Source organism: Bacteroidales bacterium (assembly GCA_031275285.1).
Taxonomy (GTDB): domain Bacteria; phylum Bacteroidota; class Bacteroidia; order Bacteroidales; family UBA4181; genus JAIRLS01.
In genome coordinates, this window is the sequence record JAISOY010000092.1 from 13,174 (window position 1) to 37,644 (window position 24,471).

General features: G+C 39.3%; 20 protein-coding genes. 12 read left to right on the forward strand and 8 right to left on the reverse strand.

All coding sequences use genetic code 11. The features are described 5' to 3' along the window. Positions 1-10 precede the first annotated feature (10 nt). From LBQ60_09860 to LBQ60_09875, 4 genes are all read left to right on the forward strand, one after another. Positions 11-958, forward strand: a complete 948-nt coding sequence (locus LBQ60_09860) for a hypothetical protein (protein MDR2038217.1) — start codon at positions 11-13, stop codon at positions 956-958. A 34-nt stretch (positions 959-992) separates the two neighbouring features. After that, on the forward strand, positions 993-1,547 hold the full coding sequence (locus LBQ60_09865; protein ID MDR2038218.1) for a DUF3575 domain-containing protein: 555 nt from the start codon (positions 993-995) through the stop codon (positions 1,545-1,547). 9 nt (positions 1,548-1,556) lie between these two features. Next, positions 1,557-3,035, forward strand: coding sequence for a DUF3868 domain-containing protein (locus tag LBQ60_09870; GenBank protein ID MDR2038219.1), 1,479 nt, complete (start codon positions 1,557-1,559; stop codon positions 3,033-3,035). A 67-nt stretch (positions 3,036-3,102) separates the two neighbouring features. Beyond that, entirely contained in the window at positions 3,103-3,612 is a 510-nt protein-coding gene (locus tag LBQ60_09875) for a hypothetical protein (GenBank protein ID MDR2038220.1), read from the forward strand. 154 nt (positions 3,613-3,766) lie between these two features. Here the strand turns inward: LBQ60_09875 and LBQ60_09880 are convergent, their stop codons facing one another. Beyond that, complete coding sequence (locus LBQ60_09880) at positions 3,767-4,390, reverse strand: hypothetical protein (GenBank protein ID MDR2038221.1); 624 nt, start codon at positions 4,388-4,390, stop codon at positions 3,767-3,769. Between the two features lie 294 nt (positions 4,391-4,684). On the opposite strand from LBQ60_09880, the gene rpmH reads away from it, so the two are divergent. Continuing rightward, entirely contained in the window at positions 4,685-4,840 is a 156-nt protein-coding gene (gene rpmH, locus LBQ60_09885) for a 50S ribosomal protein L34 (protein ID MDR2038222.1), read from the forward strand. 109 nt (positions 4,841-4,949) lie between these two features. Here rpmH and LBQ60_09890 read toward each other — a convergent pair whose 3' ends face one another. After that, positions 4,950-5,591, reverse strand: a complete 642-nt coding sequence (locus tag LBQ60_09890; GenBank protein ID MDR2038223.1) for a protein-L-isoaspartate(D-aspartate) O-methyltransferase — start codon at positions 5,589-5,591, stop codon at positions 4,950-4,952. Positions 5,592-5,756: 165 nt separating this feature from the next. Here LBQ60_09890 and LBQ60_09895 point away from each other — a divergent pair, with 165 nt between their 5' ends. Continuing rightward, entirely contained in the window at positions 5,757-7,214 is a 1,458-nt protein-coding gene (locus LBQ60_09895; GenBank protein ID MDR2038224.1) for a potassium/proton antiporter, read from the forward strand. A gap of 120 nt (positions 7,215-7,334) precedes the next feature. Continuing rightward, positions 7,335-9,527: a ribonuclease R gene (rnr, locus tag LBQ60_09900; protein MDR2038225.1), complete on the forward strand. Its 2,193-nt coding sequence runs from the start codon at positions 7,335-7,337 to the stop codon at positions 9,525-9,527. Here rnr and LBQ60_09905 read toward each other — a convergent pair whose 3' ends face one another. The 5 genes from LBQ60_09905 to LBQ60_09925 form a co-directional block, all read right to left on the reverse strand. After that, positions 9,528-10,412 (reverse strand): serine acetyltransferase, encoded by an 885-nt coding sequence (locus tag LBQ60_09905; GenBank protein MDR2038226.1) that lies wholly within the window; start codon positions 10,410-10,412, stop codon positions 9,528-9,530. Between the two features lie 221 nt (positions 10,413-10,633). Continuing rightward, positions 10,634-11,650, reverse strand: a complete 1,017-nt coding sequence (locus LBQ60_09910) for a zinc-binding alcohol dehydrogenase family protein (protein ID MDR2038227.1) — start codon at positions 11,648-11,650, stop codon at positions 10,634-10,636. 11 nt (positions 11,651-11,661) lie between these two features. Beyond that, positions 11,662-12,585 carry an amidohydrolase gene (locus LBQ60_09915; protein ID MDR2038228.1) on the reverse strand — a complete coding sequence of 308 codons (924 nt, stop codon included), beginning with the start codon at positions 12,583-12,585 and terminating at the stop codon, positions 11,662-11,664. 254 nt (positions 12,586-12,839) lie between these two features. Then, positions 12,840-13,772, reverse strand: a complete 933-nt coding sequence (locus LBQ60_09920) for an aldo/keto reductase (GenBank protein ID MDR2038229.1) — start codon at positions 13,770-13,772, stop codon at positions 12,840-12,842. Between the two features lie 32 nt (positions 13,773-13,804). Beyond that, positions 13,805-15,355 (reverse strand): alpha-L-fucosidase, encoded by a 1,551-nt coding sequence (locus LBQ60_09925; protein MDR2038230.1) that lies wholly within the window; start codon positions 15,353-15,355, stop codon positions 13,805-13,807. A 200-nt stretch (positions 15,356-15,555) separates the two neighbouring features. Between LBQ60_09925 and LBQ60_09930 the strand changes: the two genes are divergently transcribed. Continuing rightward, positions 15,556-16,422 (forward strand): AraC family transcriptional regulator, encoded by an 867-nt coding sequence (locus tag LBQ60_09930; protein ID MDR2038231.1) that lies wholly within the window; start codon positions 15,556-15,558, stop codon positions 16,420-16,422. 70 nt (positions 16,423-16,492) lie between these two features. Here the strand turns inward: LBQ60_09930 and LBQ60_09935 are convergent, their stop codons facing one another. After that, positions 16,493-18,742 carry an inorganic phosphate transporter gene (locus LBQ60_09935; protein MDR2038232.1) on the reverse strand — a complete coding sequence of 750 codons (2,250 nt, stop codon included), beginning with the start codon at positions 18,740-18,742 and terminating at the stop codon, positions 16,493-16,495. Positions 18,743-18,906: 164 nt separating this feature from the next. Between LBQ60_09935 and LBQ60_09940 the strand changes: the two genes are divergently transcribed. From LBQ60_09940 to LBQ60_09955, 4 genes are all read left to right on the forward strand, one after another. After that, positions 18,907-19,611, forward strand: coding sequence for an MgtC/SapB family protein (locus LBQ60_09940; protein ID MDR2038233.1), 705 nt, complete (start codon positions 18,907-18,909; stop codon positions 19,609-19,611). 44 nt (positions 19,612-19,655) lie between these two features. Beyond that, entirely contained in the window at positions 19,656-20,894 is a 1,239-nt protein-coding gene (locus LBQ60_09945) for an HD domain-containing protein (protein ID MDR2038234.1), read from the forward strand. A gap of 78 nt (positions 20,895-20,972) precedes the next feature. After that, complete coding sequence (locus LBQ60_09950; GenBank protein ID MDR2038235.1) at positions 20,973-24,302, forward strand: hypothetical protein; 3,330 nt, start codon at positions 20,973-20,975, stop codon at positions 24,300-24,302. 8 nt (positions 24,303-24,310) lie between these two features. After that, a partial coding sequence (locus LBQ60_09955; protein ID MDR2038236.1) for a ribbon-helix-helix protein, CopG family occupies positions 24,311-24,471 on the forward strand: 161 nt, incomplete at its 3' end.

Consider the following 24,471-nt stretch of genomic DNA (forward strand, 5'->3'; position numbering starts at 1 on the left):
ACAGAAACAGATGACAACGAAAAATAAAGAAACCAAGAAAGTTAATACATTGGTAATGCTGTTATTAGGCATGACACTTTCAGGATGTATCAAGGATGCACCAGATCCATGTCCGGTAGGTGATCTTTCATTACTGGTTTTTGTGGAAAATTTTCAGAATCCCTCAGACGATCCGCTTTTTGACACTGAGCCGATATTCAGTACCCGAATAAATCATTTACGTTACTACCTATATAGGGACGGACTCCTGTATGAACAGGGGCTGGTAGATAGTTGGCCCAAAGCATCAAGAGCATATTATACATTTCAGTATGATAGCCTTGAATTCGGAAATTATGAAATCGTACTTATTGGAAATTGTACAAAAGCAGCATTAAGCGGAGATCCTTCAAACCCGGCCAGTCTATCGCTTACGTTCCCAGGTTGTAGTGATACGGAAGACTTTTTTACGGCAGCCTTTCCTTTTACTTTGGACACTTATGGTTTGAGTCAATATGAAATTGGCCTGTCAAGGGCTCATGGAATCGTAAGTTATGATTTTATAAATGTTCCTAATGATATAACAGAAATTGAGGTGGTAATGGACAATGTGGGATTGCAGAAATGGGTAAAAGGTGATTATCAGGATGTATTCTGTGCCACCCATAGGTATGCATTTTTTTCTGCAGGGTCCAATAATAAACGAAGCAGATCGGCCTCAGATATCAGGTGGGGAGAAGATTATAGAGTCGCTACTTTTCCTACGGTTTCCGGCGAACGTTCCACGTATACCATGAATTTATACCGCAACGGCGAAAATACACCTTACATCAGCCAGAAAGTTTGCGACACATTGGTGGTAAAAAGGAATCAACTGTTAGAAATAACCGCCATTTTCAACAACGGGAGTTTTCAGTTTGAGATAGATATGAATACTTCATGGGATGGCACCTCTGACGCCGGAGGAGCAGAAATTTAAAATTAACACTTTAGGATCATTTAATAAGAATTTTATGAAAAGGATTTTATATATCTTCATGTTATTTTTTTCAGGGATCTCGTTGAATGCCCAGCACCTTGGAATTAAAACAAATGTATTATACGATTTAACAACTACGATCAACCTGGGACCGGAAATCGGTTTAGGTAAGCGTTTTTCTCTTGATATCCCGGTAAATTATAATCCATGGGAATTTTCTGATAACAGAAAAATCAAACATTGGATGGTACAACCGGAATTGCGTTATTGGTTTTGTGAACGTTTCAACAGGCACTTCATAGGCCTCCACGGTATTGCCGGACAATACAATTTTTGCAACATCGATATCTCTGATAATCTGAGGGATTACAATTACCAGGGTGATTTTTACGGAGTCGGACTGGCCTATGGATATCAATGGATATTGGGTAACCGTTGGGGATTTGAAGCCAGTATTGGAGCAGGATATGTATACCTTGACTATGATAAGTATCAGTGCGCCGAATGCGGCACACTCATTAAAAGCGATACCAAACATTATTTCGGAATTACTAAGTTATCATTAAGTTTCGTTTATTTCATTTTTTAATTACTCGACATGAAAACTACATTTATCCTCGTTTTATCTTTGGTTTTATTGTTTTTAACGAACCTGGCAGATGCCAGGCAAAAAGATACGGTAATTATCAGTGATGCGTTTGCAGAGCAACAAGGTGGACGATTCATTGTTAAAATGAAAATGGACGCAACTGATGCCCGTATGCACAAAACCGAAGCATTAATACTCACCCCTGTAATTATATCCGGTCAGCAGGAACAGGATCTACCACCTGTCATTATCAACGGAAAGAACAGGTATAAAATGTTCAAAAGGGAAGAAGCTTTCGGAGAACATGAAAACGACACGATTCAACCGTATTTGTTCCTGAAGGCTACAGACACATTGGATATTAATTATATGCAGGATATTCCTTTTGAGACATGGATGCAGAATGGCCGGATTGATCTTAGGGAAGAAACATACGGTTGTGCAGGATGTGTAAATCCTAAAGATACCAGCAATCTTCTCGTATTAAGAACACCTGATAAACCGGATATCCATTTTTCAGTAACCTACATCGTTCCGGAAACCGAAGCGGTAAAAAACAGGAATTATGAAGGAGCCGCTTACCTGGACTTCAAAGTAGGAAAATCTGACATTATAGAAAATTTCAGGAACAACGAATACGAGTTGAATAAGATCAGGGAAGAAGTCAATAGGGTCAAAAACAATAAAGATGCTGTGATTGACTCCATTACATTATGTGGTTATGCTTCTCCAGAAGACACTTACGAAAGAAATAAGAAATTGTCAGCCGATCGTTCCATTTCGTTAAAGAAATATTTACAGAAAGAATATAAGTATACTGATAGATTTTTCCAGATCACAGCTGGTGATGAAGATTGGGACGGATTGAAAAAATTGGTGGAAGGATCAAATATCCAGCAAAAAGATAGAATACTGGACATTATCGATACTAATATTCATCCTGATGAAAAGGAAAAAATGCTCAAGTCGTTACCTATATATCAGGAATTACTCAATACGTATTTCCCGAAACTGCGTCGTACCGATTACAAATTAAACTATACGGTTCGTGCATTCAGCGTAGAAGAAGGGAAAGATATTATCAAGGAACGTCCCGAACAAATGAGTCTCAATGAGATGTATCTTGTTGCCAATACATATCCTAAAAGTAGTGAGGAATTCAAAGAAGTATTTGATATAGCGGTCAGGGTTTTTCCTTATGATTATGTGGCGAACAATAACGCGGCAGCTGTCAAGCTTGAGAATAATGATCCTCAGGGGGCCCGGCTTTATCTGGACAAATACCCGGACAACCCGCAATTATGGAACAATCAAGGCATTTCATATGCCCTTGAAGAGGATATAGAAAAATCCAGGGAATTCTTTTTGAAAGCTCAGGAAGCAGGCTCAGTTGAAGCCCCGGGAAACCTTGAAACCCTCAAAATACTCGAAAGCTATTTAGATGTGAGAGGACGTACAATAGGTTATGAACCGGATGATGTCGACTAATCTATATATCTCCAAGAGGTTGTCGTTAAATATGGCAACCTCTTTTACTTTCAGATAAAAAGTATGAATGATAAAATCCGTTGATCGCATGCTTATGTTACAAAGCCATACGGCAAGGAAAGATGAGATAGCAAGAAGAAAAGAAACAACCGAAAAAATAAAAAAAGATATTAAAAAAAATAATATAAAATCCCTTGCCCTCTTTTTTATTTTGGTACTTTCGATTTTTTTCTATGTACTTATTTTATTTTCTGTAAATGAAAAAGTATGGATTTTAATAAGCCTATCAACCATATTTATATTCTTTCTCTGGCTTTCTATTCCACGTTTATTAAAATGCCTGATTGATAATAAGATTATTTCTGTTATGGATAAAATGGATGATATGGCCTGGTTTTACACGGTAATTAATTTTCCTGCGAAAGGAAGAAAAAATAGAAAATTTCTAAGAGGGATGTATAAGATATGTACAGATCCGGATTATGTGAAAGAAAATAATCAAATCGTCCCTAAACAAAAGATAATTTATTCATACAGAGATTTCAGCAAAATACCGGAAATGGAAAATACCTTCTAAAGTCATTACTTATTGTTACCAATTGCTAATATTTAAATACTATGCTGAAGGGGCAAATCAATAACTTCTCTACCTCATATTCTATATCAATTAAACAACAAAATAGGCTGTATCAGTCTGATACAGCCTATTTTATTTGGAAAATCATCCTGGATTAAACTTCTTCTTTAGCTTCTTCAACTGCAGGAGCCGTATTATCTTTCGTCAGATCCCTGTAAATAACAGAATTGCAACCTAAATTAACAACAACCATAACAATCAGTAAAAGAAAGTTAAGTATTGATCCTATGCTTCCCAATTTACTAAAAATCCAACCCACTATAGCAACTGCCAGCATCAACAGAAAACTTACACCAAAAATGGTCCATTTATAACCATAAGTGGCTTTATTACTTTGGATCATAGCCTGAGTCGGTGATAATTGTTTGTCGATCAACAAGAATATACTCAACGACCAGCCAATAGCGATTACAATGCCCGGAACAACCAGAAACAACATAGCAGGCCAAATAGCAATGAGCATTAACCCTATCAAGGAAAAATATTCACCCATAAACTGACGGTATTTTTCATCAAATATGAATAGAGGTGAAATGATCTTGCCTTTACTTAGTTCAATCGGAATAGCACTTATGGCGATAGTAGTACCGACATTAATGTAAGGGATCCAAATGGTAAGTATCCATAATACGACTGCGCCCAATAATGATAACGCATTTTTTAATCCGATACCGAGTCCTTCCTGCAAGACTCCCATAATTGTAATTTTCTTCTCCATATATTACTTAAAATTAAAGATTTATAATTAACTACATTCAAAAAGTTTTCTAAAAGTACAAAGAATTATCCAACTAAGCAATTTCAGATTATAGAACACATAGTCAAAAATGACCAACTTTACTGGTATACGAAAAGATCCGGATAAAGATTCAAATGAAAAGATTTATTTTACTAAAAAAATTAAAAAGCTTTTTTGCGAATATCATAAATAAAACTTACTTTTGCGCTCTCATTTTTTAAATGAGGATGGCAAATTGAATAATTTAGACAATCATCATATAAATATCCGATAATGAAAAGAACATTTCAGCCTTCGAATAGGAAAAGAAAAAACAAACATGGGTTTAGAGAAAGAATGTCAACTGTTGCAGGACGTAAAATCCTGGCTTCTCGTAGAGCACAGGGTAGGAAGAAACTTTCTGTTTCAGACGAATATTCGCGCAAGTAAATATTGATAAACCTTAAAGCATAAAAATAAAGAACTGCCTGTGTGGTTCTTTATTTTTTTATTGTATTAACTCATCAGTTAAGAGCAAAAGCACTTAAAATAAAATATTTTATACTTTTCCTTTCAGGAAGGGAACAAAGGCAAAAGTCCCATGTTTGGATATCACAGTCTCTGTTTCGGATTTTTTTTCTACCAGGATCATTTCCTGCTGTTCACTATTTCCCACAGGAATTACCATCCTTCCGTTTTCTTTTAATTGTTGTACCAAGTTATCCGGTATATCTACCGCACCGGCCGTAACCAGAATTTTATCAAACGGAGCATAAGCCGGCAATCCGGCATAGCCATCCCCATAATGAAAATGCATTTTATATCCCAGTTGTCCTAACAGTTGCTGGGACTTAATGAATAGTTCACGCTGCCGTTCAATAGTAAACACCCTGGCTCCCATCTCAAAAAGGACTGCCGCCTGATATCCCGATCCGGTACCTATTTCCAGTATTTTCTCGTGTGGTTGCACATTCAAAAGTTGGGTTTGAAAAGCTACTGTATACGGTTGCGATATGGTTTGTCCGGCACCGATCGGAAAAGCAGAATCTTTATATGAAAAATTAATAAACCCACTATCCATGAAAGTATGCCGCGGAACTTTCCCGATCGCTTCAAGTACTTTTTCATCTGTAATCCCCTTCTGCCGTAATTCTTCAACCAATAAACGGCGTAATCCCCTATGTCTGTATGAATCCTCCATCTCCTTTTTTGAAGCGCAAAAGTAATGAAAATTCAAGACAGATAGAAACAGGGATGTGCAGATCATTATTTGGTTTTGTCCACATTTTGGTTAATTTTGTGCTAAAGAAGCGTATTCTCCGGGACAAATTATTATTATTTTGAACCAACCATGTTAGTAACCTGAATGGATATCAACCCATCAACCGTTTTGTTAATTGCTTCCATCTTGCTTTTTATTAGCGTGTTGGTGAGTAAAACTGCAAGTAAAACAGGATTACCTGCGCTGGCCATATTTTTATTTATCGGTATGTTGGCCGGATCGGATGGTATCGGCAAGATATCATTCAACAGTCCTGCAACAGCTCAATTTCTTGGCATTGTTGCTCTTTGTTTCATTCTTTTTTCCGGAGGACTGGATACCAAGCTGAAGCAGATCAAACCCGTGCTCTGGAGGGGTATTAGTTTATCCACGGTCGGAGTGTTGATCACAGCCGTTACTCTTGGCTTTTTTGTACATTGGATCACCGATTTCGGTTTAATGGAATCCATGTTACTGGGTTCAATTGTTTCATCTACTGATGCTGCTGCTGTGTTTGCGATTTTTAGAAGTAAAAACACCGGACTAAAACGAAATCTTCGGCCCACACTCGAACTGGAAAGTGGAAGTAATGACCCAATGGCTTATTTTCTTACCATTACTTTCATATCCATTATACAGCATCCGGAAACTTCATTCTGGTCAATGATACCTTTATTCCTGAAAGGAACGGTACTTGGCCTGTTAATGGGATATTTTATCGGAAAAATAACAGTCCGTATCATCAATAAGGTGGGATTGTTTGTTGAAGGGTTATACCCGGTATTGACTATTGCCATGATGTTTTTCAGTTTTTCCCTGACTGAATTCATCGGAGGTAATGGGTTTCTATCCATTTATTTATCCGGATTGATCCTGGGAAACAGTAATTTCATTCACAAACGAAGTTTATTGAGGTTTTATGATGGTTTTGCCTGGCTGATGCAGATTGTCATGTTCTTATCACTAGGGCTCCTGGTTTTTCCTTCCCAGATGACTCCCATTATAGGTATCGGATTACTGATTTCAGCATTTCTGATCTTCGTAGCCCGTCCTCTGGCCGTCTTCTTATGTTTATGGCCTTTTAAAATGTATTATAAAGATTTGATCCTGATATCGTGGGTAGGATTAAAAGGTGCTGTTCCTATTATCTTTGCGACTTATGCAATGGTTGAAAAAATACCTAACGCGGATACAATATTCCATATTGTATTCTTTATAACCCTGACATCTTTATTATTACAGGGAACTTCCCTGTTTAAAGTAGCTGAAAAACTCAAACTCACCATTCCTGAAGGGAAAGCGAAAAAAACCATCCTGGAATTTGATTCTGAAACCATCAAATCCGTTCTGGAAGAAATTATGGTAGAACCTGATTTCCGGTGTGTTGACCACAGCATAGTAGACATGGAACTTCCCAAAACTGCTTTGATCGTGATGATTGAGCGGGATGATAAATATTTCACACCCAATGGTTCGACTATTATTGAAGCAGGTGACAGGCTTACCATCCTGGCTGATTCGAAAGATAACCTGGATACTACCTTTAATGCTCTTAAGACATAAGATTTTTCAATAAATACAATATGTAAGGACAAAAAAGGCTACTTTTGAACATTGAAAATGTTAAGGTATGAATAACATTTTTAAGAAATAAAATTTTGACATCAATATAAAAATATAAATATGACCCGTAGAAAAGGTAAAATAAAAAAGAGTCCGGCCGGGAAACAGGAATTATTGGTACGCGTAATGACTATATTTCAACGCCATCCCAATGAATTACTTAATTACAGGCAAATAACCAAACGAATGGAAATCAACGACGAGGCGACACGCCGGCTATTGCCATCATTGTTGCATGAACTTGAAAAAGATAAACAAATAAAAGAGACCGAACGTGGTAAATATAAACTGAACCTTGAAACCGGATGTATTACCGGAAAAGTTGATATGACAGCTCATGGTTATGCATATATTATCTCTCCCGAAAGCGAAGAAGATGTGTTCGTCTCCCAGAAACACCTCAGGGAAGCACTTCATGGTGACACGGTAAAGGTACATCTGTTTGCTCGTCGTAAAAGTGCCAAACTGGAAGGACAGGTAGTGAAAGTGATCGAAAGATCCCGGTCGACTTTTGTCGGAACCATCGGTATCTCCGAGAATTTTGCATTCATGATACCGGACAGCCGGTTTATGCCTTATGATTTATTCATTCCCCAGGGAAAGGAACATGGCGCAAAGGATGGTCAAAAGGTGGTTGCACGTATTATCGACTGGCCTCACCGAGCGAAGAATCCAATTGGCGAAGTGGTTGAAGTATTGGGTGATCCGGGTCAGAATGAAACAGAAATGCATGCCATCCTAGCAGAATTTGAATTACCTTACCGGTTTGAGAAAAAGGTAGAAGATACGGCTGCATCTATTTCGGCCGAGATATCTGAGGAAGAGATCAAAAACAGACGGGACTTCCGGGGAATTCCAACCCTGACTATTGACCCGGCTGATGCAAAAGACTTTGATGATGCCCTCTCTCTGAGAAAATTAGACAATGGAAACTGGGAAGTAGGGATACACATTGCCGATGTGACACATTATATACAACCGGGCTCCTTGCTTGACAAGGAAGCCATCAACCGTGCTACTTCAATATATCTGGTAGACCGGGTAGTTCCTATGCTTCCCGAAAAATTATCCAATAATCTCTGTTCCCTGCGTCCGGATGAGGATAAGCTCTGCTTTTCTTCTGTTTTTGAAATGGACGACCATGCTCATGTACTGAAACAATGGTTTGGAAGAACTATTATCCGTTCCATCAATCGATTATCTTATGAGGAAGCACAAGTAATTATTGATACCGGCGCCGGAAAAATGAAGGAAGAAATAATGACACTCCATCATTTAGCGCAGACGCTTAGGGAAGATCGGTTTAAAAAGGGATCTATTTCCTTTGAACGCGCTGAACCTAAATTCAATCTGGATAAAAACGGTAAACCTCTGGGAGTCTATTTTGTTGAAAATACCACATCGCACCAGTTAATTGAAGAATTCATGTTATTGGCCAACCGCCGTGTAGCTGAATACTGTTCCGATATCATGCAAGTGGAAAGTCCACCCCGCAACGGTAAGGGAAAAGTTGGCGTATACCGTATACACGATAAACCCAATATGGAGAAGTTGGAGAATTTTGCAGGATTTATTACCCGTTTCGGATATTCTATCAAAACGTCTTCAGATCGTTCTATTGCGTCTTCCTTAAACAAGCTTTTGGAAAAAGTAAAAGGTACCAAAGAAGAAAATATGATAGAAACACTTGCCCTGCGTTCTATGGCTAAAGCTGATTATTCAACGGACAATATCGGACATTATGGTCTGGGATTCAAGTATTATACCCATTTTACATCCCCGATACGACGCTATCCCGACATGATGGTACACCGGTTGCTCCAGTATTATCTGGACGGCAATGGTACAAAGCCCGATAAGAATGAATTGGAAGCATTATGCCGGCAATCTTCAAATATGGAACATCGCGCTGTTGACGCTGAACGCGCCTCAATCAAATACAAACAGGTAGAATTCATGATTGATAAAGTCGGGCAATGTTTCGATGGAATTATCTCAGGAGTTACCGAATGGGGTATTTATGTGGAATTAAATGAGAACAAATGCGAAGGAATGATCCATATCCGGGAATTGAATGATGACTTTTACATATTTGATGAAGAAAACTACTGTATCAAAGGGAAACAACGGGGACGGACCTTCCGGTTGGGGAGTCCCATCCGTATTGAAGTATGGCGGGCCAACCTGTTAAAAAAGCAACTGGATTTCCGCTTGGCAGAAGATAATGTAGATAATAAAGGAAAAAATCGATAATTATTCCACAAATTTTGACTGTAGGATTCGGGAATTAGGGGGTACGCTATGGGTTAGCCATACATTACCACCGACAATGGTACCTTCACCTATGGTGATTCGTCCTAATATGGATGAATTGGAATAAACCGTTACGTGATCTTCCAATATAGGATGCCTTGGAACATCAATCGGATTACCTTCATCATCCAAAGTAAAACTCTTAGCACCAAGAGTCACCCCCTGATACAAACGGACATGCTTTCCTATGATCGTCGTCTGGCCGATAACTACCCCTGTGCCATGGTCAATACTGAAATATTCGCCAATTTTTGCTCCCGGGTGTATATCAATTCCTGTTTCGGAATGCGCTATTTCCGAAATAATCCTGGGTATAAGGGGAATCCCCAGATTCAATAATTCATGTGCCACACGGTAATTCAATAAGGCCCTCATAGCCGGATAGCAAAAAATAACTTCCGTATAATCTTTTGCTGCAGGATCACCGGAGTGAATGGCATTCACATCCGTCGATAATAATCTTTTGACTTCAGGTAAACGACCAATAAACTTTTCAGATAATTCACATGCAGTTTCTTTAGTTTTGCATAAATCATCCACTTCACCGGAAAAAGTCAATGTCCGGTATATCTGTTCCGATAACGCATCATACAGCTTCTCCACATTAACTCCGGTATGATATGGCACCGAATTAATATTCACTAAAGGGCTACCAAAGTAACCCGGAAACATAATTGTTCTCAATATTTCTAAAATAGAAATTAAAGCCTTGGTTTCCGGAAGTTGTTTCTCAAATAACGGAATGTACGGATATCTAATGGCGTGATCCACTGCCAGTTTCTCAACAGTTTCCTGTAATGAACGGAATATATCTTGTTTTTGCATCGTTGATTATCCTTGATGGTTAAGTAATACACAAACATATAAAAAATATTGCAAAGACAAAGACAGAAGCGGATGATAATAAATCATGCATTTCTGTCTTTATTATTGTATTGTTGAGTTTATCCCGAATGCAAAATAAAAAACAGAGAAGGGTATGGTGGTACCTTTGGTTCCATGAGAGCATTTATTGAGCATGAAGAAAGGATCAAGAAGCCTCGTTTTTAAAATTCCAACAGGATCCTGAAAATGCTGCCCGGGTTTCCTGTCCACTTTTCCAGGGCTTCCTGTGCTTTTCCGGGCGAATAAATACCACTGATCAGTTCGTTGACAGGACAAGTTCCTTTTTTGATATATTCTATAACAGCACGAAAATCTTCGGGCATTGCATTACGTGAACCCAATATATCCAATTCTTTTTGTACGAACAATTTTGTTTCGAATGCAACTTCTTGCTTAGCATAGCCAATATATACCACTCTTCCGGTAAACGCCGCTTCATCAATGGCCATCCGGTAAGTTCCCGGGGCACCGACAGCCTCTATTACAACATCGGGACCGTAACCCTGTGTGATCTCCTGTAAACGGTCATGTAGGTTTTCAGTTCGTGAGTTAATAGTAAACATAGCACCCATTAGTTTGGCCAATTGTAGTTTTTTATCGTCCATATCTACAGCAATGATTTTGGCTCCCCTTAATGCGGCACGTGTAACAGCTCCCATTCCTATCATACCGCAACCGATCACCATGACTGTATCGAGATCGGTAATACGGGCACGGGAAATAGCATGAAATCCCACACTCATTGGTTCGACCAGACAGAATTCCTTGGGGGATATCCGGGGATCAGGAATTACTTTCTGCCATGGAACGGCAATATATTCACACATGGAACCGTCCCTTTGTACACCCATTGTCTGGTTATACCGGCAGGCATTGGGCTTTCCGTTCCGGCAGGACGAACAGTTGCCGCATGATGTATAGGGATTGACAGTACAAGACATTCCGGGTTTAAGGTGTGGCGGACATTTCTCACCTGCTTTTTCAATTACTGCGCCTATTTCGTGTCCAGGAATCACCGGAAACCGAACCATTGGGTTTTTCCCCAGGTAGGTATTCAAATCCGATCCGCAAAAGCCTACATAATGTACTTTTAACAATAAGTCTTCAGATTGTATTTCAGGCATAGGAATTTCTATGACTTGTATTTTTCCAGGTTGAATGATTTGTACTGCTTTCATATTATAGAGGATTATTCGGACATGTTTTTTATATACGGTAAGTCGACCAGGTGTTCAAAACGGTAGAATTTCCTGGCATTTTCACCTAAGAATAAATTCTTTTCATCATCTGTCATAATTTCTGATTTAATAATAAAATCGTAAGACATTTTATAAGTGATGGCAGTGATGGTACGCGGATAATCGGAACCCCACATCAGTTTTTCCATTCCGACCAGTGAAGCGGCTTCTTTAATAGCTTTTACAGCTCCTGAAAATGGGTAAAACTCATCATGGAACAACCATGTGATACCACCGGACTCAATCATGACGTTCGGATGGAGAGCCAGTCTGATCTGTTCCTGCCATCCAGACCGGGTAACCATACCGAAATGTCCGATCGCTATCCGCAAACCGGGAAATTCGTTGATAATTTCTTTCATCTCCTGTACTTGTTCGGCGCCTGCTGCCAAATCAACGGACAACAGAATATCGTTTTGTTCCATCAAACGAAACATCTGCATCATTTCATCACAAGTAAGGTATATACGTTTATCCTGCATAATCAGGCGTTCGGCAGGGATTTTGATCGCTTTGAAACCATATCTGATCAGTTTTCCGGCATGATCCACATAATCGGGTACCCGGGCATCTACCATTCCGCAACAAAGAAAACGGTCCGGATATCGTTGTTGTACTTCCCACAAATAATCGTTTTGTAAACCGTCGATATATTCCTGAGTAATTACAGCTGCGGATACTTGTGCATAATCCATATTAGACAGGAATATTTCCGCAGTGTTCCTCCCATCGGTAATGAAAGGAGGCAACATCTGCCTGATTTCACCCATGAAAAGCGAACATCCGTTTTTCAGCGTCCGTATCTTCATTCCGTTTACTTCGGTATCTTGCCGGAGCCACAGATGAGCATGCGCATCGATGATTTTCATGTGAATAAAATTTATTACGCTTCCGCTCCATGAGAACGCTAGCGCTAAGTTGATTTTCAATGGTCACATGGAACCTTTAGCTCATCGATTCCATATGAATTATTTAATTTATCGATAATATCCATATTTTATTGACTTCGTCGAACTCGTAAACTCGGTTCATTACGTTGGGTGAACAGTGATGTTCATGGATATTTCATCTGGATAAGATTTTAAGTTCAAAAAGACGGTTTATGTCTTATATCAAGATAAAAATAGCTTTAACTGTTCAACCATGTATCACGGAACCGGGGCTCGAGTATTTTTTGTACATCATGTAATAATACCTCATCCAAAGGTTCTTCTACCCATCGGATGTTTTGCAGGACGGCTTCCGGACGTGTCGTACTGAATAAAGTAGTGGCAATCCGCGGATTACTTACTGCATATTTTACGGCTAATTGATCGATAGATCTGCCTTTAGAGATACAATATTCTACTGCTTTCCGGCATATATCGCGGAGCGGTCCAGGTGCAGGGTGCCATTCCGGAGCGCCCTTTTCCGTGAGTAAGCCCATTGAAAACGGAGAAGCGTTAATAACGCCGATCCCATGTTCTTCAAAATAATCAAGGTAATCTGTCAGGGCATCATCATTCAGGCAATAATGACAGAACGAGAGAATACTGTCTACTGTTCCCTGAGGTACATGGTCAATCACATATTTGAAATGACGGAGTGTCAGGTTAGTGATACCTACATGATTTACGATACCGTTATTCCGTAATTCGACCAATGCCGGAAGCGTTTCCCGGCATACCAGGTCAAGATCGGCAAATTCAATGTCATGCACATTAACCAGGTCGATGTAGCTTACATGTAACCGCTCCATACTTTCATACACGCTTTCGAACGATCGCTTTGCGGAATAATCCCAGATATTTACCCCGTCATTCCCGTAACGGCCCACTTTTGTAGAAAGGTAATACCTGTCCCTCCCGATATCTTTCAGGGCTTTTCCCAGTACTGTTTCGGCCTTATAATGGCCGTAATAAGGTGATACGTCAATAAAGTTGATGCCATGATCCACGGCAGTGTGTACGGCTGCAATCCCGTCTTTTTCCCTGAAGGAATGAAAGACTCCACCCAATGATGATGCCCCGAAGCTGAGGTTGGAAACCCTCATTCCTGTTTTCCCGATTTCCCTGTATTCCATATATGCGTATAAATTAAAAATGTGAAGCTGTATCAGTGACCGTGTTTCATTACCTCATCCACGGCTTCCGATTCCAAATGCCCACCTACTTTTTTGTCAAAACTGATTTTGAAAGCGTATGCAAACTCACAGGGTTTCGTTTCCGGAAAAGATAATTTCAATCCATTGTCGGTTTGTTCGTAATCGATCTGCTCATCCGACCCCAACAAGCTTACGTTTAAAATCCGTGCATCGGCTACGGCGTTCTTATCTAACGATTTGATTACTACACCAGCGTCATCCCAATTCAATACAATAGCATAAAAATCATTACCCTTAGTGGTAAACCTGATATCACGGGCGGTATACCGGGTTGCGGTATTGTCGGTAAATGTTCCTACAGTTCCTTCTGTATCGCCTTCACCGAACTTTTTCCAGCAACGTGTGCCATAAATAGCATCACCGTTTACTTTTAACCAATTACCAATGGCCAGCAGGACATTTTTTTGTTCCTCCGTAATGGTTCCATCTGCTTTCGGCCCGATATTTAATAATAGATTCCCATTTTTGCTGACAATATCAATCAGGTCATGTACAATTTGTTCAGGGGTTTTGTTTTCTTCCCCTTCAATATAGCACCAGGATTTTTTGCCCACAGAGGTGTCTGTTTGCCAGGGAAATTTCATCATTTTTCCTGATTTTCCCCGTTCTACATCCCAGACATGTATACTGGTCGGATATCCTTGTTTGGTATTGACCACTACCTGCTTTCCCCAATCTATTGCACTATTATAATAATAAGCCAGGAATTTGTTAAAATAGGGCATTAATACGGGATCATTGACTGTCCAGTCAAACCACACCAGTTCGGGTTCGTATTTGTTGATCAGTTCATAAGTATGAGTCAGCCAATTTCGGGCCCAGGCAACATCATAAAATTTTTCTCCGGGTAGTCTTTTTCCATACAGGCTGATTGTGGTATCCTGTACATCAGAAGGAAATTTCATTCCCCCGTTATAAAACCAACCGTTTTCTGCCCGATGCGTGGAGACACCGAATACAATACCTTCTTTTTCCAATGATTGTTTCAAAAGGCCTACTATATCTTTTTTGGGGCCCATTTTAACGGAATTCCATGGATTCAGGTCGCTTTCATACATGGCAAAACCGTCGTGATGCTCGGCCACGGGGACCACATAACGTGCTCCTGCTGCCTTGAACAATTTAGCCCATTCACCGGCATCGAATTTTTCCGCTTTGAACATGGGAATAAAATCTTTATATCCGAATTTAGTATGTTCCCCATAGGTTTCGATATGGTGTTTATATTCCCTCGAATCCTTCATGTACATATTCCTCGGATACCATTCATTGCCGAAGGCAGGAACGGCATATACACCCCAATGAATAAAGATACCGAATTTCCCATCGATGAACCATTCGGGAAAATGATAATTTTCAGCAAGGTTTTCCCAGTTGGGTTGAAATATTTCCGTTCCTCCAGGTGATGCTACGGAATCAATATTGATGTTTGTTTTATTTCCGCTTTTGCAGGAAACGATGCATAGTGCAAGTGCGATTATAAGTAAATGGTTATTTTTCATTGCGTTAAAATTTGAATAGGTGATCAATTTGTAAAAACATAGCAAATATAGAAATGAATGTTTTTCCAGTGTAATACAATTTCGATGAGAAATCGCACAATATCGATATCCTGTTTTGTATTATTCAATAATAGAGTAGATTATTTGTTTTTTACTATTCTTATTCCGATATTTGATGATGGTATTTATGTGCTTCCGTGATGAATAAGAAAGAGAATCTGAACCTGATATTGTTGAATATAGGGCGTGCTGTACACAATGCGGATTGGAACTGGAAAGGAGTAAACAGTCCTTTTGCCAGGATCTATTTTGTGGAAAGCGGCTCGGCAAAAGTCATTATCGGGGATAAATTGTTGGCCGTGACACCTGGATTTTTATACCTTATTCCTTCATTTACTACGCACGGATATGTTTGTGACGGTCCATTCGTTCTCTATTATATTCATGTTTATGACGAACAGCACATATTCGATCGGTTGAATTTTCCGTTTAAGGTGGAGGCCGGTAAACTGGAAGCCTTGCTTGTGAAACGCTTGCTGGCAATCAACCCGGATAGGGAACTGACACGTTACGATCCCGGAACATATGATAATCCACCTACTTTGATGCAGAATATAGCCCATAGTTCCCAATTTCCTTTTTATACAATTGTTGAAACCAAGGGGATTTTGCTCCAGTTGTTTTCCCATTTCCTGGTTCGGGCTACTTTTAAGCAGAATATAACCGATAAAAGGATATTAAAAGTAGTACGATATATCAGGGAACATATCCATCAAGCTATAAAAATACAGGAGTTATCCGCGCTTTGCTGTCTTTCGGATGATCATTTTATCCGTATATTTAAAAAAGAACTGAAATGTACGCCTATGGAATATATTAATCAACGGAAGATAGAAAGGACACAGCTCATGTTATTGATTGATGAAAAACCGGTAAAGGAAATTGCTTATTCTCTTTCGTTTGAAAATGTTTCCTATTTCAATCGTCTTTTTAAAAAATATACGCAACTAACTCCCAATCAGTATCGGGAAAAATTAATCCAGGGAAAGAACCGGATGCTTTTGTGAATTTACTGTTAAAGTAGATAAAAATAGCATGACAATGTGACTTAAGAAAACAATAAACAGCACTAATTGCTTATTTTCCGGACGACCGGTAAAAGTTACGGTTCGATTTCACCAGGCTTACTGCAAACAATACAATATTTTTAGTTTCCGTCAGGATGTTCAGGTAAAGCACACTATTACGTGTTGAGACTTCTTGCTTTTTGATCCTTTTCAATTGCTTTTTCTGCAAATTATCAATCAAATTCAATATAACTACTTTCTTTTTGCGGATATCTTCCAGATCATCGTACCGGCGGTTTTTCAGCACATGCAAAATCATATTGAAAAATATGGCCATTTCATCATTTAATTCTGTCAATTCTTTCATCTGTACAGGAATAAATGGAGAATGGTTATTATCCAAATATTCAAAAGCAGGTTTATAAATAAACAAAATACTATTGGCTATTTCCCGGGATGAATCTGCTACCTGTACATAGAACTGGCTCGATTCCAATGCATCCCCCTGCAATTTAGCAATGACTTTATAAACATTATTCCTAAGGTCTTTTGTATGTTTATTTAAATCATGTACTTCATCACTCATTCCCTTTAATGCCTTCCTTTTATTATCCAAAAAGTTACTAAGTATCAGATAATATAGTTTTGATGCAGCAATAGTCATAGAAACAATCTGTTCGTTACTGCTTTCAAAAACACGCGAAGAGGTAACACTCTTAGCATTCAATAACCCAACATCCTTCTTTTTCTTGTTCTCTTTTTCCTGTTCTTTTGCTTTCCTTTCCGATAAAAAGAGGGAACGGAACATAAAATAAAGTACAATGGCCACGAAGATTGAAAATGTGACCCATTTTCCCCAAATCAATAACGAGGTTATGATACAGGATAGTGTCAGCGCCGAAATAGCCGTAATAAACCATCCGCCTATTACTGTAATTACTCCTGTGATCCGGTATACTGCGGTTTCCCTGTCCCAGGCCCGGTCTGCCAATGAACTCCCCATTGCCACCATAAAAGTCACATAAGTTGTAGATAAGGGCAGTTTCAATGATGTAGCAGAAGCAATAAGGATACTGGCAACTACCAGATTTACAGATGCCCTTACCTGATCAAAAGCAACATCTTCATCCGACCTCCTCTTCTGAAAACGCCGGTCTATCTTTTTTTGCCATCTCTTAGGAACAATTCTTTCAAAAAAACCGGAAGCATTCAATGTTCCACGAACCAATGTTCGTGCCAGCAAAGTTGAATCAAACTGCTCCTCCCCTGCCGTATCCTGACGACTCAGGTTGATTGTTGTATCGATCACCTTACGGGCCCGTCTCGAAAATGCCAGAGTAACCGCCATGATCAAACCGGCAATCAATAAGAAAATAGTCGGTGTTTTCACAGCCTCATTCAGTGAACTCATCACCAAACTATTATCTGCAACCCCAGAAGATGCATATACTTTATATGATTCCAAACCAGCCAAAGGCACCCCTATAAAATTTACCAGGTCATTCCCGGCAAAAGCCATAGCCAATGCAAATGTGCCGACAAGTATCACTATTTTTAAAACATTGGTCTTGAAAGCCCACATGAGCAGTTGTAAGATAATGGTCCACAAAACAAAATTACCTATCAGCAACTGCCAGTTATGGGTATTGATCCACTCCAGGTATTCCGGTTTCATAAATGAAGCACCTTTTGCTCCTTTCATGATCATGAAATAAATAATAGAAGTAATAGCTATTCCTCCGAATAATGACCCGAAGTACTTATATGTTTTGCGGTAATTAAAAGTAAAGATAAAACGAACCACCCATTGTATCAGGGAACCGGAAACAAACGCCACAACAACAGATATCAATATCCCGCTAATAATGGCCAATGCTTTGGCTGTATTTATATACTCCCCTAATGCAGCATAGCCTTCGCCAGCCTGGGTCAACTTGAATATAGCCATCGCCAGGGATGCGCCTAGCAGATCAAAAATAATGGATACTGTGGTAGAAGTTGGTAATCCCAGACCATTAAATATATCAAGTAAAATGACATCGGATATCATTACCCCGACAAAGATCCACATGATCTCATTAAAATAAAATTTACTCGGGTTGAAAATACCATTTCGCGCAATATCCATCATTCCGCTTGAAAATGTCGCTCCTAGTACAATTCCAAGGCAAGCGACAATCATAATTGTACGGTACGATGCGACCTTAGAACCTATGGCGGAATTAAGAAAATTAGAAGCATCATTACTCACCCCGACCATCAGGTCAAACACAGCAAACAGCAATAAAACCCCAACAAGAATAATGTATACTTGGTCCATAATTTATGATATATTTAAGCTACAAAAATACGTCCCGTCATTTTTTCCAATGTTAAATAATTGTTAAGATATTGTAAATTTTACCCCATTAACTATTGTAATCTTAACAAGAAATTCATAACTTTGTTATAATTAGGTTAACATATGCACAAAACACCCGGATCATGATCAATCAATGGCTTCATGAAGCACTGTATTCAATGGAAATAAATACCACAACAGCTACATTCAGACTGGTATTTAGTTTAATAGTCGGCGGCATTATCGGATTGGAACGACGCTGGAGGCAACAACCGGCTGGTTTCCGGACCCATATTTTAATCTGTTTGGCTGCGACTTTACTAATGATGTTATCTATATACATTCCACAACAATATGAAGATTTTAAAAACGGGGATCCCGGCAGGATTGCCGCACAAATCATTACAGGTGTAGGCTTCTTAGGGGCCGGAGCCATTATCAAAATCGGGTCCAATATCCGCGGACTAACAACGGCGGCGTCCATCTGGCTGATCTCAGCCATCGGTATGGGAATCGGCGCCGGACTATACCTTATATCGGGCATTGTTGCGTTCCTTATGCTATTTATCTTAATCGTCCTTGAAAGGTTTGAAAAACGAATAATACCGGATTATACAACCAGGATATTATCCGTAATCACAGAGAGCCGGACTGTCAGTTCAGACAAGATCCTCAGTATCCTAAAACACTATCCCCTTTCGGTAGTCAATGTCGATATTCACCACAGTTTTAGTAAAGTGACGACCGAAATGAACTTTACAATATCTTTTAAAAATAATTTGCCCATAGACAATATTATTGACGCTATTGGAGAGATCGAACAGGTAAAGATGGTCAATCTACTCTGACTTTTCGGGCAAAATCCGTACATTTGTCGCTTCATTTATTCTTCATGCACCACAATAAAAAGCGTAAAATCGTCAACGACCCGGTATATGGTTTTATCAACATACCATATCCGATACTATATGACTTGATGGAGCATCCTTATTTTCAAAGATTAAGACGCATCAAGCAACTCGGACTAACCAGCCTCGTGTATCCGGGCGCCAACCATACACGTTTTCAACATGCACTGGGGTCGATGCACCTGATGGAAGAAGCGATAAAAACGCTCCGTTCGAAAGGATTGGATATTACCGAAAGCGAATCGGAAGCAGCCCTGATCGCTATTTTACTGCACGACATTGGTCATGGTCCTTATTCCCATGCTTTGGAACATACGGTAGTGGAGAATGTGTCTCATGAAACGATATCCTTACTTTTCATGCAGGAACTGAATAACCAATTCAACGGAAAACTCGATCTGGCTATTGATATATTCCAAAAAAAATATCCAAAAAAATATCTGTGCCAGCTAGTTTCCAGCCAGTTGGATATGGACCGGCTGGACTATCTCAGGCGCGACAGTTTTTTTACAGGGGTCACTGAGGGAATTATCGGATCTGACCGGATCATCAAAATGCTTCATGTTTACCAGGATGAATTGGTCATCGAAGCAAAAGGTATCTATTCCATTGAAAAATTCCTACTGGCCCGGCGATTAATGTACTGGCAGGTATACCTTCATAAAACCGTAATCTCAGCAGATCAGCTATTATTAAGTATTTTAAGAAGGGCAAAACAACTCATACACTCCGGGATAGAAATTTTCACTACTCCCGACCTACATTATTTCCTTTATGATTCTACTTCCTTAGAAACAAAACAAAAACCGTCGGAAATGCTCCATCATTATGCCAACCTGGATGATAATGATATAGCGATCGCTATTAAAATGTGGTCTTCTCACGAAGACCCGGTACTATCAAAATTATCAGACAAGTTATTGAACCGGACTTTGTTTCGTATTGAAATACAAAATGAACCCTTTTCAGCCGATCATATTGCTCATATGCGGAAACAAGTGGCCAGACATTATCAGTTCAGTGAAAGCGATGCTGATTTCTTTGTCTGTTCTGGTATATTATCCAATCATGCATACAATAGCAATAATACCGGAGAAAGTATCCTCGCTATGCAACAAGGTAGACCGGTTGATATTACGGAAGCTTCCGATTTAGATAATCTATTCGGGATGTCAAAAATAGTGGAGAAATATTTTTTATGCTACCCAAAAGATTTGAAATAAAGATATACACGATACAAAAGGGGCATAAATGATTTTTTTTTTGTGAAAAAGCATGTAGCTTTGTAGATCAATCAAAATATGAAACAATCGTATTGGATGAAATTTTTCCAGAAGATTAATCATCTGAAAATTATCATATTTTCACTTTTCATCTGGTGGACTGGGGTTGATTTTGTATCCGGACAGTTCTACAACGGACATCAAATGACTTTCGGAAAAAACAGGGTCCAGTACAATGATTTTTTCTGGTCATACTACAGGTTTGAGCGTTTCGATATTTATTTCTCCCAGGATGGGAACGAATTGGCATTGTATGCAGAAACAGTGGCAACACCCGAACTGGAACGTATAGAAGGCTTATTTGATCATGTAATTGAAAAACGCATTATTTTCATCATTTATAATAAATTAACCGATTTCAGACAGGGTAATATAGGTCTGGTCACTGGTATTGACGAATATAATACAGGCGGCGTGACCCGCATCGTTGATAATAAAGTTTTCCTGTATTTTGATGGTGACCACCAATCATTCGAAAAACAGATCCGGTCATCTATTTCCGAGGTAATCATTAATGAGATGCTTTATGGAAGCGCGCTACGAACCAATATGGCCACTTCCGCAACCATCAATATCCCGGCCTGGTACCATGCCGGTTTGATGTCATATATGGCCGAACCTTGGAGTGTCGAGATGGAAGACAGGATAAAAGATGGCATCATCAGCGGTCGGTATAAGAAGTTCACCCGTCTAACCGGTCAGGATGCGATATGGGCCGGGCACTCGTTCTGGAGATTCATCGAAAAAGAATATGGTATAGCTGTGGTTTCAAATATTGTGTATATCACTCGGCTCAATAAAAGTGTAAAAAGCGGTTTTCTGGCTGTCCTGGGTAATAATTTAAAAGGCCTTACCAAAGAATGGTTGAATTACTATACACAACTTTATGCGGAAGATAATCGTCCACACCCTGATGCACAACCGGAAATAAAACCCAAAAAGAACCGGGTATACGATAAAATAAAAATCAGTCCTAACGGCCGGTATATGGCTTATGTAACCAACGACATGGGGCAATACAAGGTTTGGATACGGGACCTTGAAACCGGAAAACAAAAGCGGGTTTTTAAACGCGAACAAAAACTGGAACAAATCCAGGATTATTCTTATCCCGTACTTGCCTGGCACCCCAGTGGTGACATCCTCCTAAGCATATATGAAGAAAAAGGTGGACTGAAAATGACATTTTATGATATCCCCCTTAAAGAAAGGACCACCCGTAATTTATTGTATTTTGAAAAAATACTCTCCGCCAATTTTTCTCCGGATGGAGGAAAAATAGTCATGTCGGCATACCGTTTCGGCAGATCCGATATTTTTGTCCATACCTTTGCTTCCGGAACCAACGAGATTATCACTGATGATTTTGCAGATGACTCTAATCCGAAATTCATTGAAAACGGATCAAAAATTATTTTCTCTTCCAACCGTCTCAGTGATACCCTTCATTACGACGGTGCTGCTATCCAAAAATTATCTCCCACTAAGAGCCTGTTCATATACGATTATGTCCGGAAATCACCTAAGCTAATCCCTCTGGCCGATAAGCCCTATACCAACCAGACACATCCTACTGAGTTGTCAAAAAACAAATTTGCTTTCCTCAGTGATCAAAGCGGGATTATCAACCGGTATGTCACTTCTTTTGATAGTGTTATCAGTTTTATTGACACTACTGTACACTATCGTTACACGGCAAACTCACAACCTATTTCCGACTTCTCCCGTAATATCCTGGATGAAGATATCCAGGTCAAAGACAAAAAAGGAATGTCTTTGTTCAGAAATAACGGACGGTTCAATATGTATCAGGAACCTTTATCCTTCAATCCATTGGATGAGCCCGCTCCTACCGAATTCAAAAAAGAAGTGATAAGGAAGCAACATATTGCTGATAGTATTGAGTATGCTTCCAGGACCGCTATTCCCGCCATATTGCTTGAGGATGGTAATATTATGACACCGGAAGGCGATACCATTAAATTCGATATGGATAGAGTGGATATTTACCGCTATGTCTTTGAAGTAGAAAAACTAAATTTCTACCAAAATGAATTTGAATTGACCGATTATCAATTAGAAGAAGATTCTATCAAAGCGAACCGGAATAAAATACGGATTTATCAAACTGCATTTTATCCCAACTATTTGGTTTCCCAGGTTGACTTTAGTTTTCTGGAAGCATCATATCAGGCATATAACGGAGGAGCCGTTTATTATAATCCCGGCTTTAACCTGCTGTTCAAGTTAGGAACAAACGATCTTTTTGAAGATTATAAGATCATCGGTGGTTTTCGTTTTGGTCTTGATTTTGAAAGTAATGAATACCTGTTGAGTTTTGAAAACCTGAAACGCCGTCTGGACAGGCAAATCATCTTTCACCGACAGGCATACGAAAACTATGCTGTAGACCAGAACTACATTTACTATCCGTTAAAAACCCATACACATGAATTATTTTATTCATTACGTTATCCTTTTACACAAACTCTTGCATTAAAAGGAACCGCCTCGTTCCGCGATGACCGTACTGTTTTTTTAACAGACATTACCATACCTGTAAGTCTTAATATGGCTAATTATCATCGTATGTGGGCAGGCCTGAAACTGGAACTAATTTTCGATAATACGCGGAAAAAAGGGATCAATATTTATGAGGGCTGGCGTTATAAAATCTTTGGAGAAACATACTGGCAATTAAATGAAGCATCTGATTTATTTGTCATTGGAGCTGATTTCCGGCATTATCAGGTAATACACAGGAACCTGATCTGGGCAAGCCGATTTGCCACCAGTTCATCTTTTGGCCGCAGCCGTTTATTGTATTATCTGGGTAGTGTTGATAACTGGATCAATTTCTTCAGTAACAGAACTATTTTTGACAGATCTGTACGTGTTGACAATCAGGAAAATTATGCTTATCAGACATTGGCTACCAATATGCGGGGATTTATCCAAAATATCCGTAACGGAAATAACTTTGCATTGATGAATAATGAGATACGGTGGCCATTTATCCAATATTTTGCTAATTATCCATTATCGAACTTTTGGTCAGCCCTGCAATTGGTTGGTTTTTTTGATGTCGGAACTGCCTGGTCGGGAGTTTCTCCTTTCAGGAAGACCAGTGCATATGACCATGAGTATGTATACAACAATGACAATCCTGATGATGCTTCCGTTTCTATTACTATTGAAACCGGGAGAGATCCGATTGTTTTCGGATACGGGTTCGGATTACGCGCTCAACTTCTTGGTTATTTTCTGAGGTTTGACTGGGCATGGGGTATTGAAAACAGGGTTATTCTTCCCAATGTCTTCTATTTTTCAATGAATCTTGATTTTTAAACAACGATATGGCTGTATCCCGTTTTGGTGTATCATTAGAAAGCGATCTACTTGAAGCTTTGGATCATTATGTCGAAGAAAATAATTTCCCCAACCGCTCACAGGCGATCAGGCAATTGATAGAGCGTAACCTCGTAGAAAAAAAATGGCAATGTAATCATATTGTTGC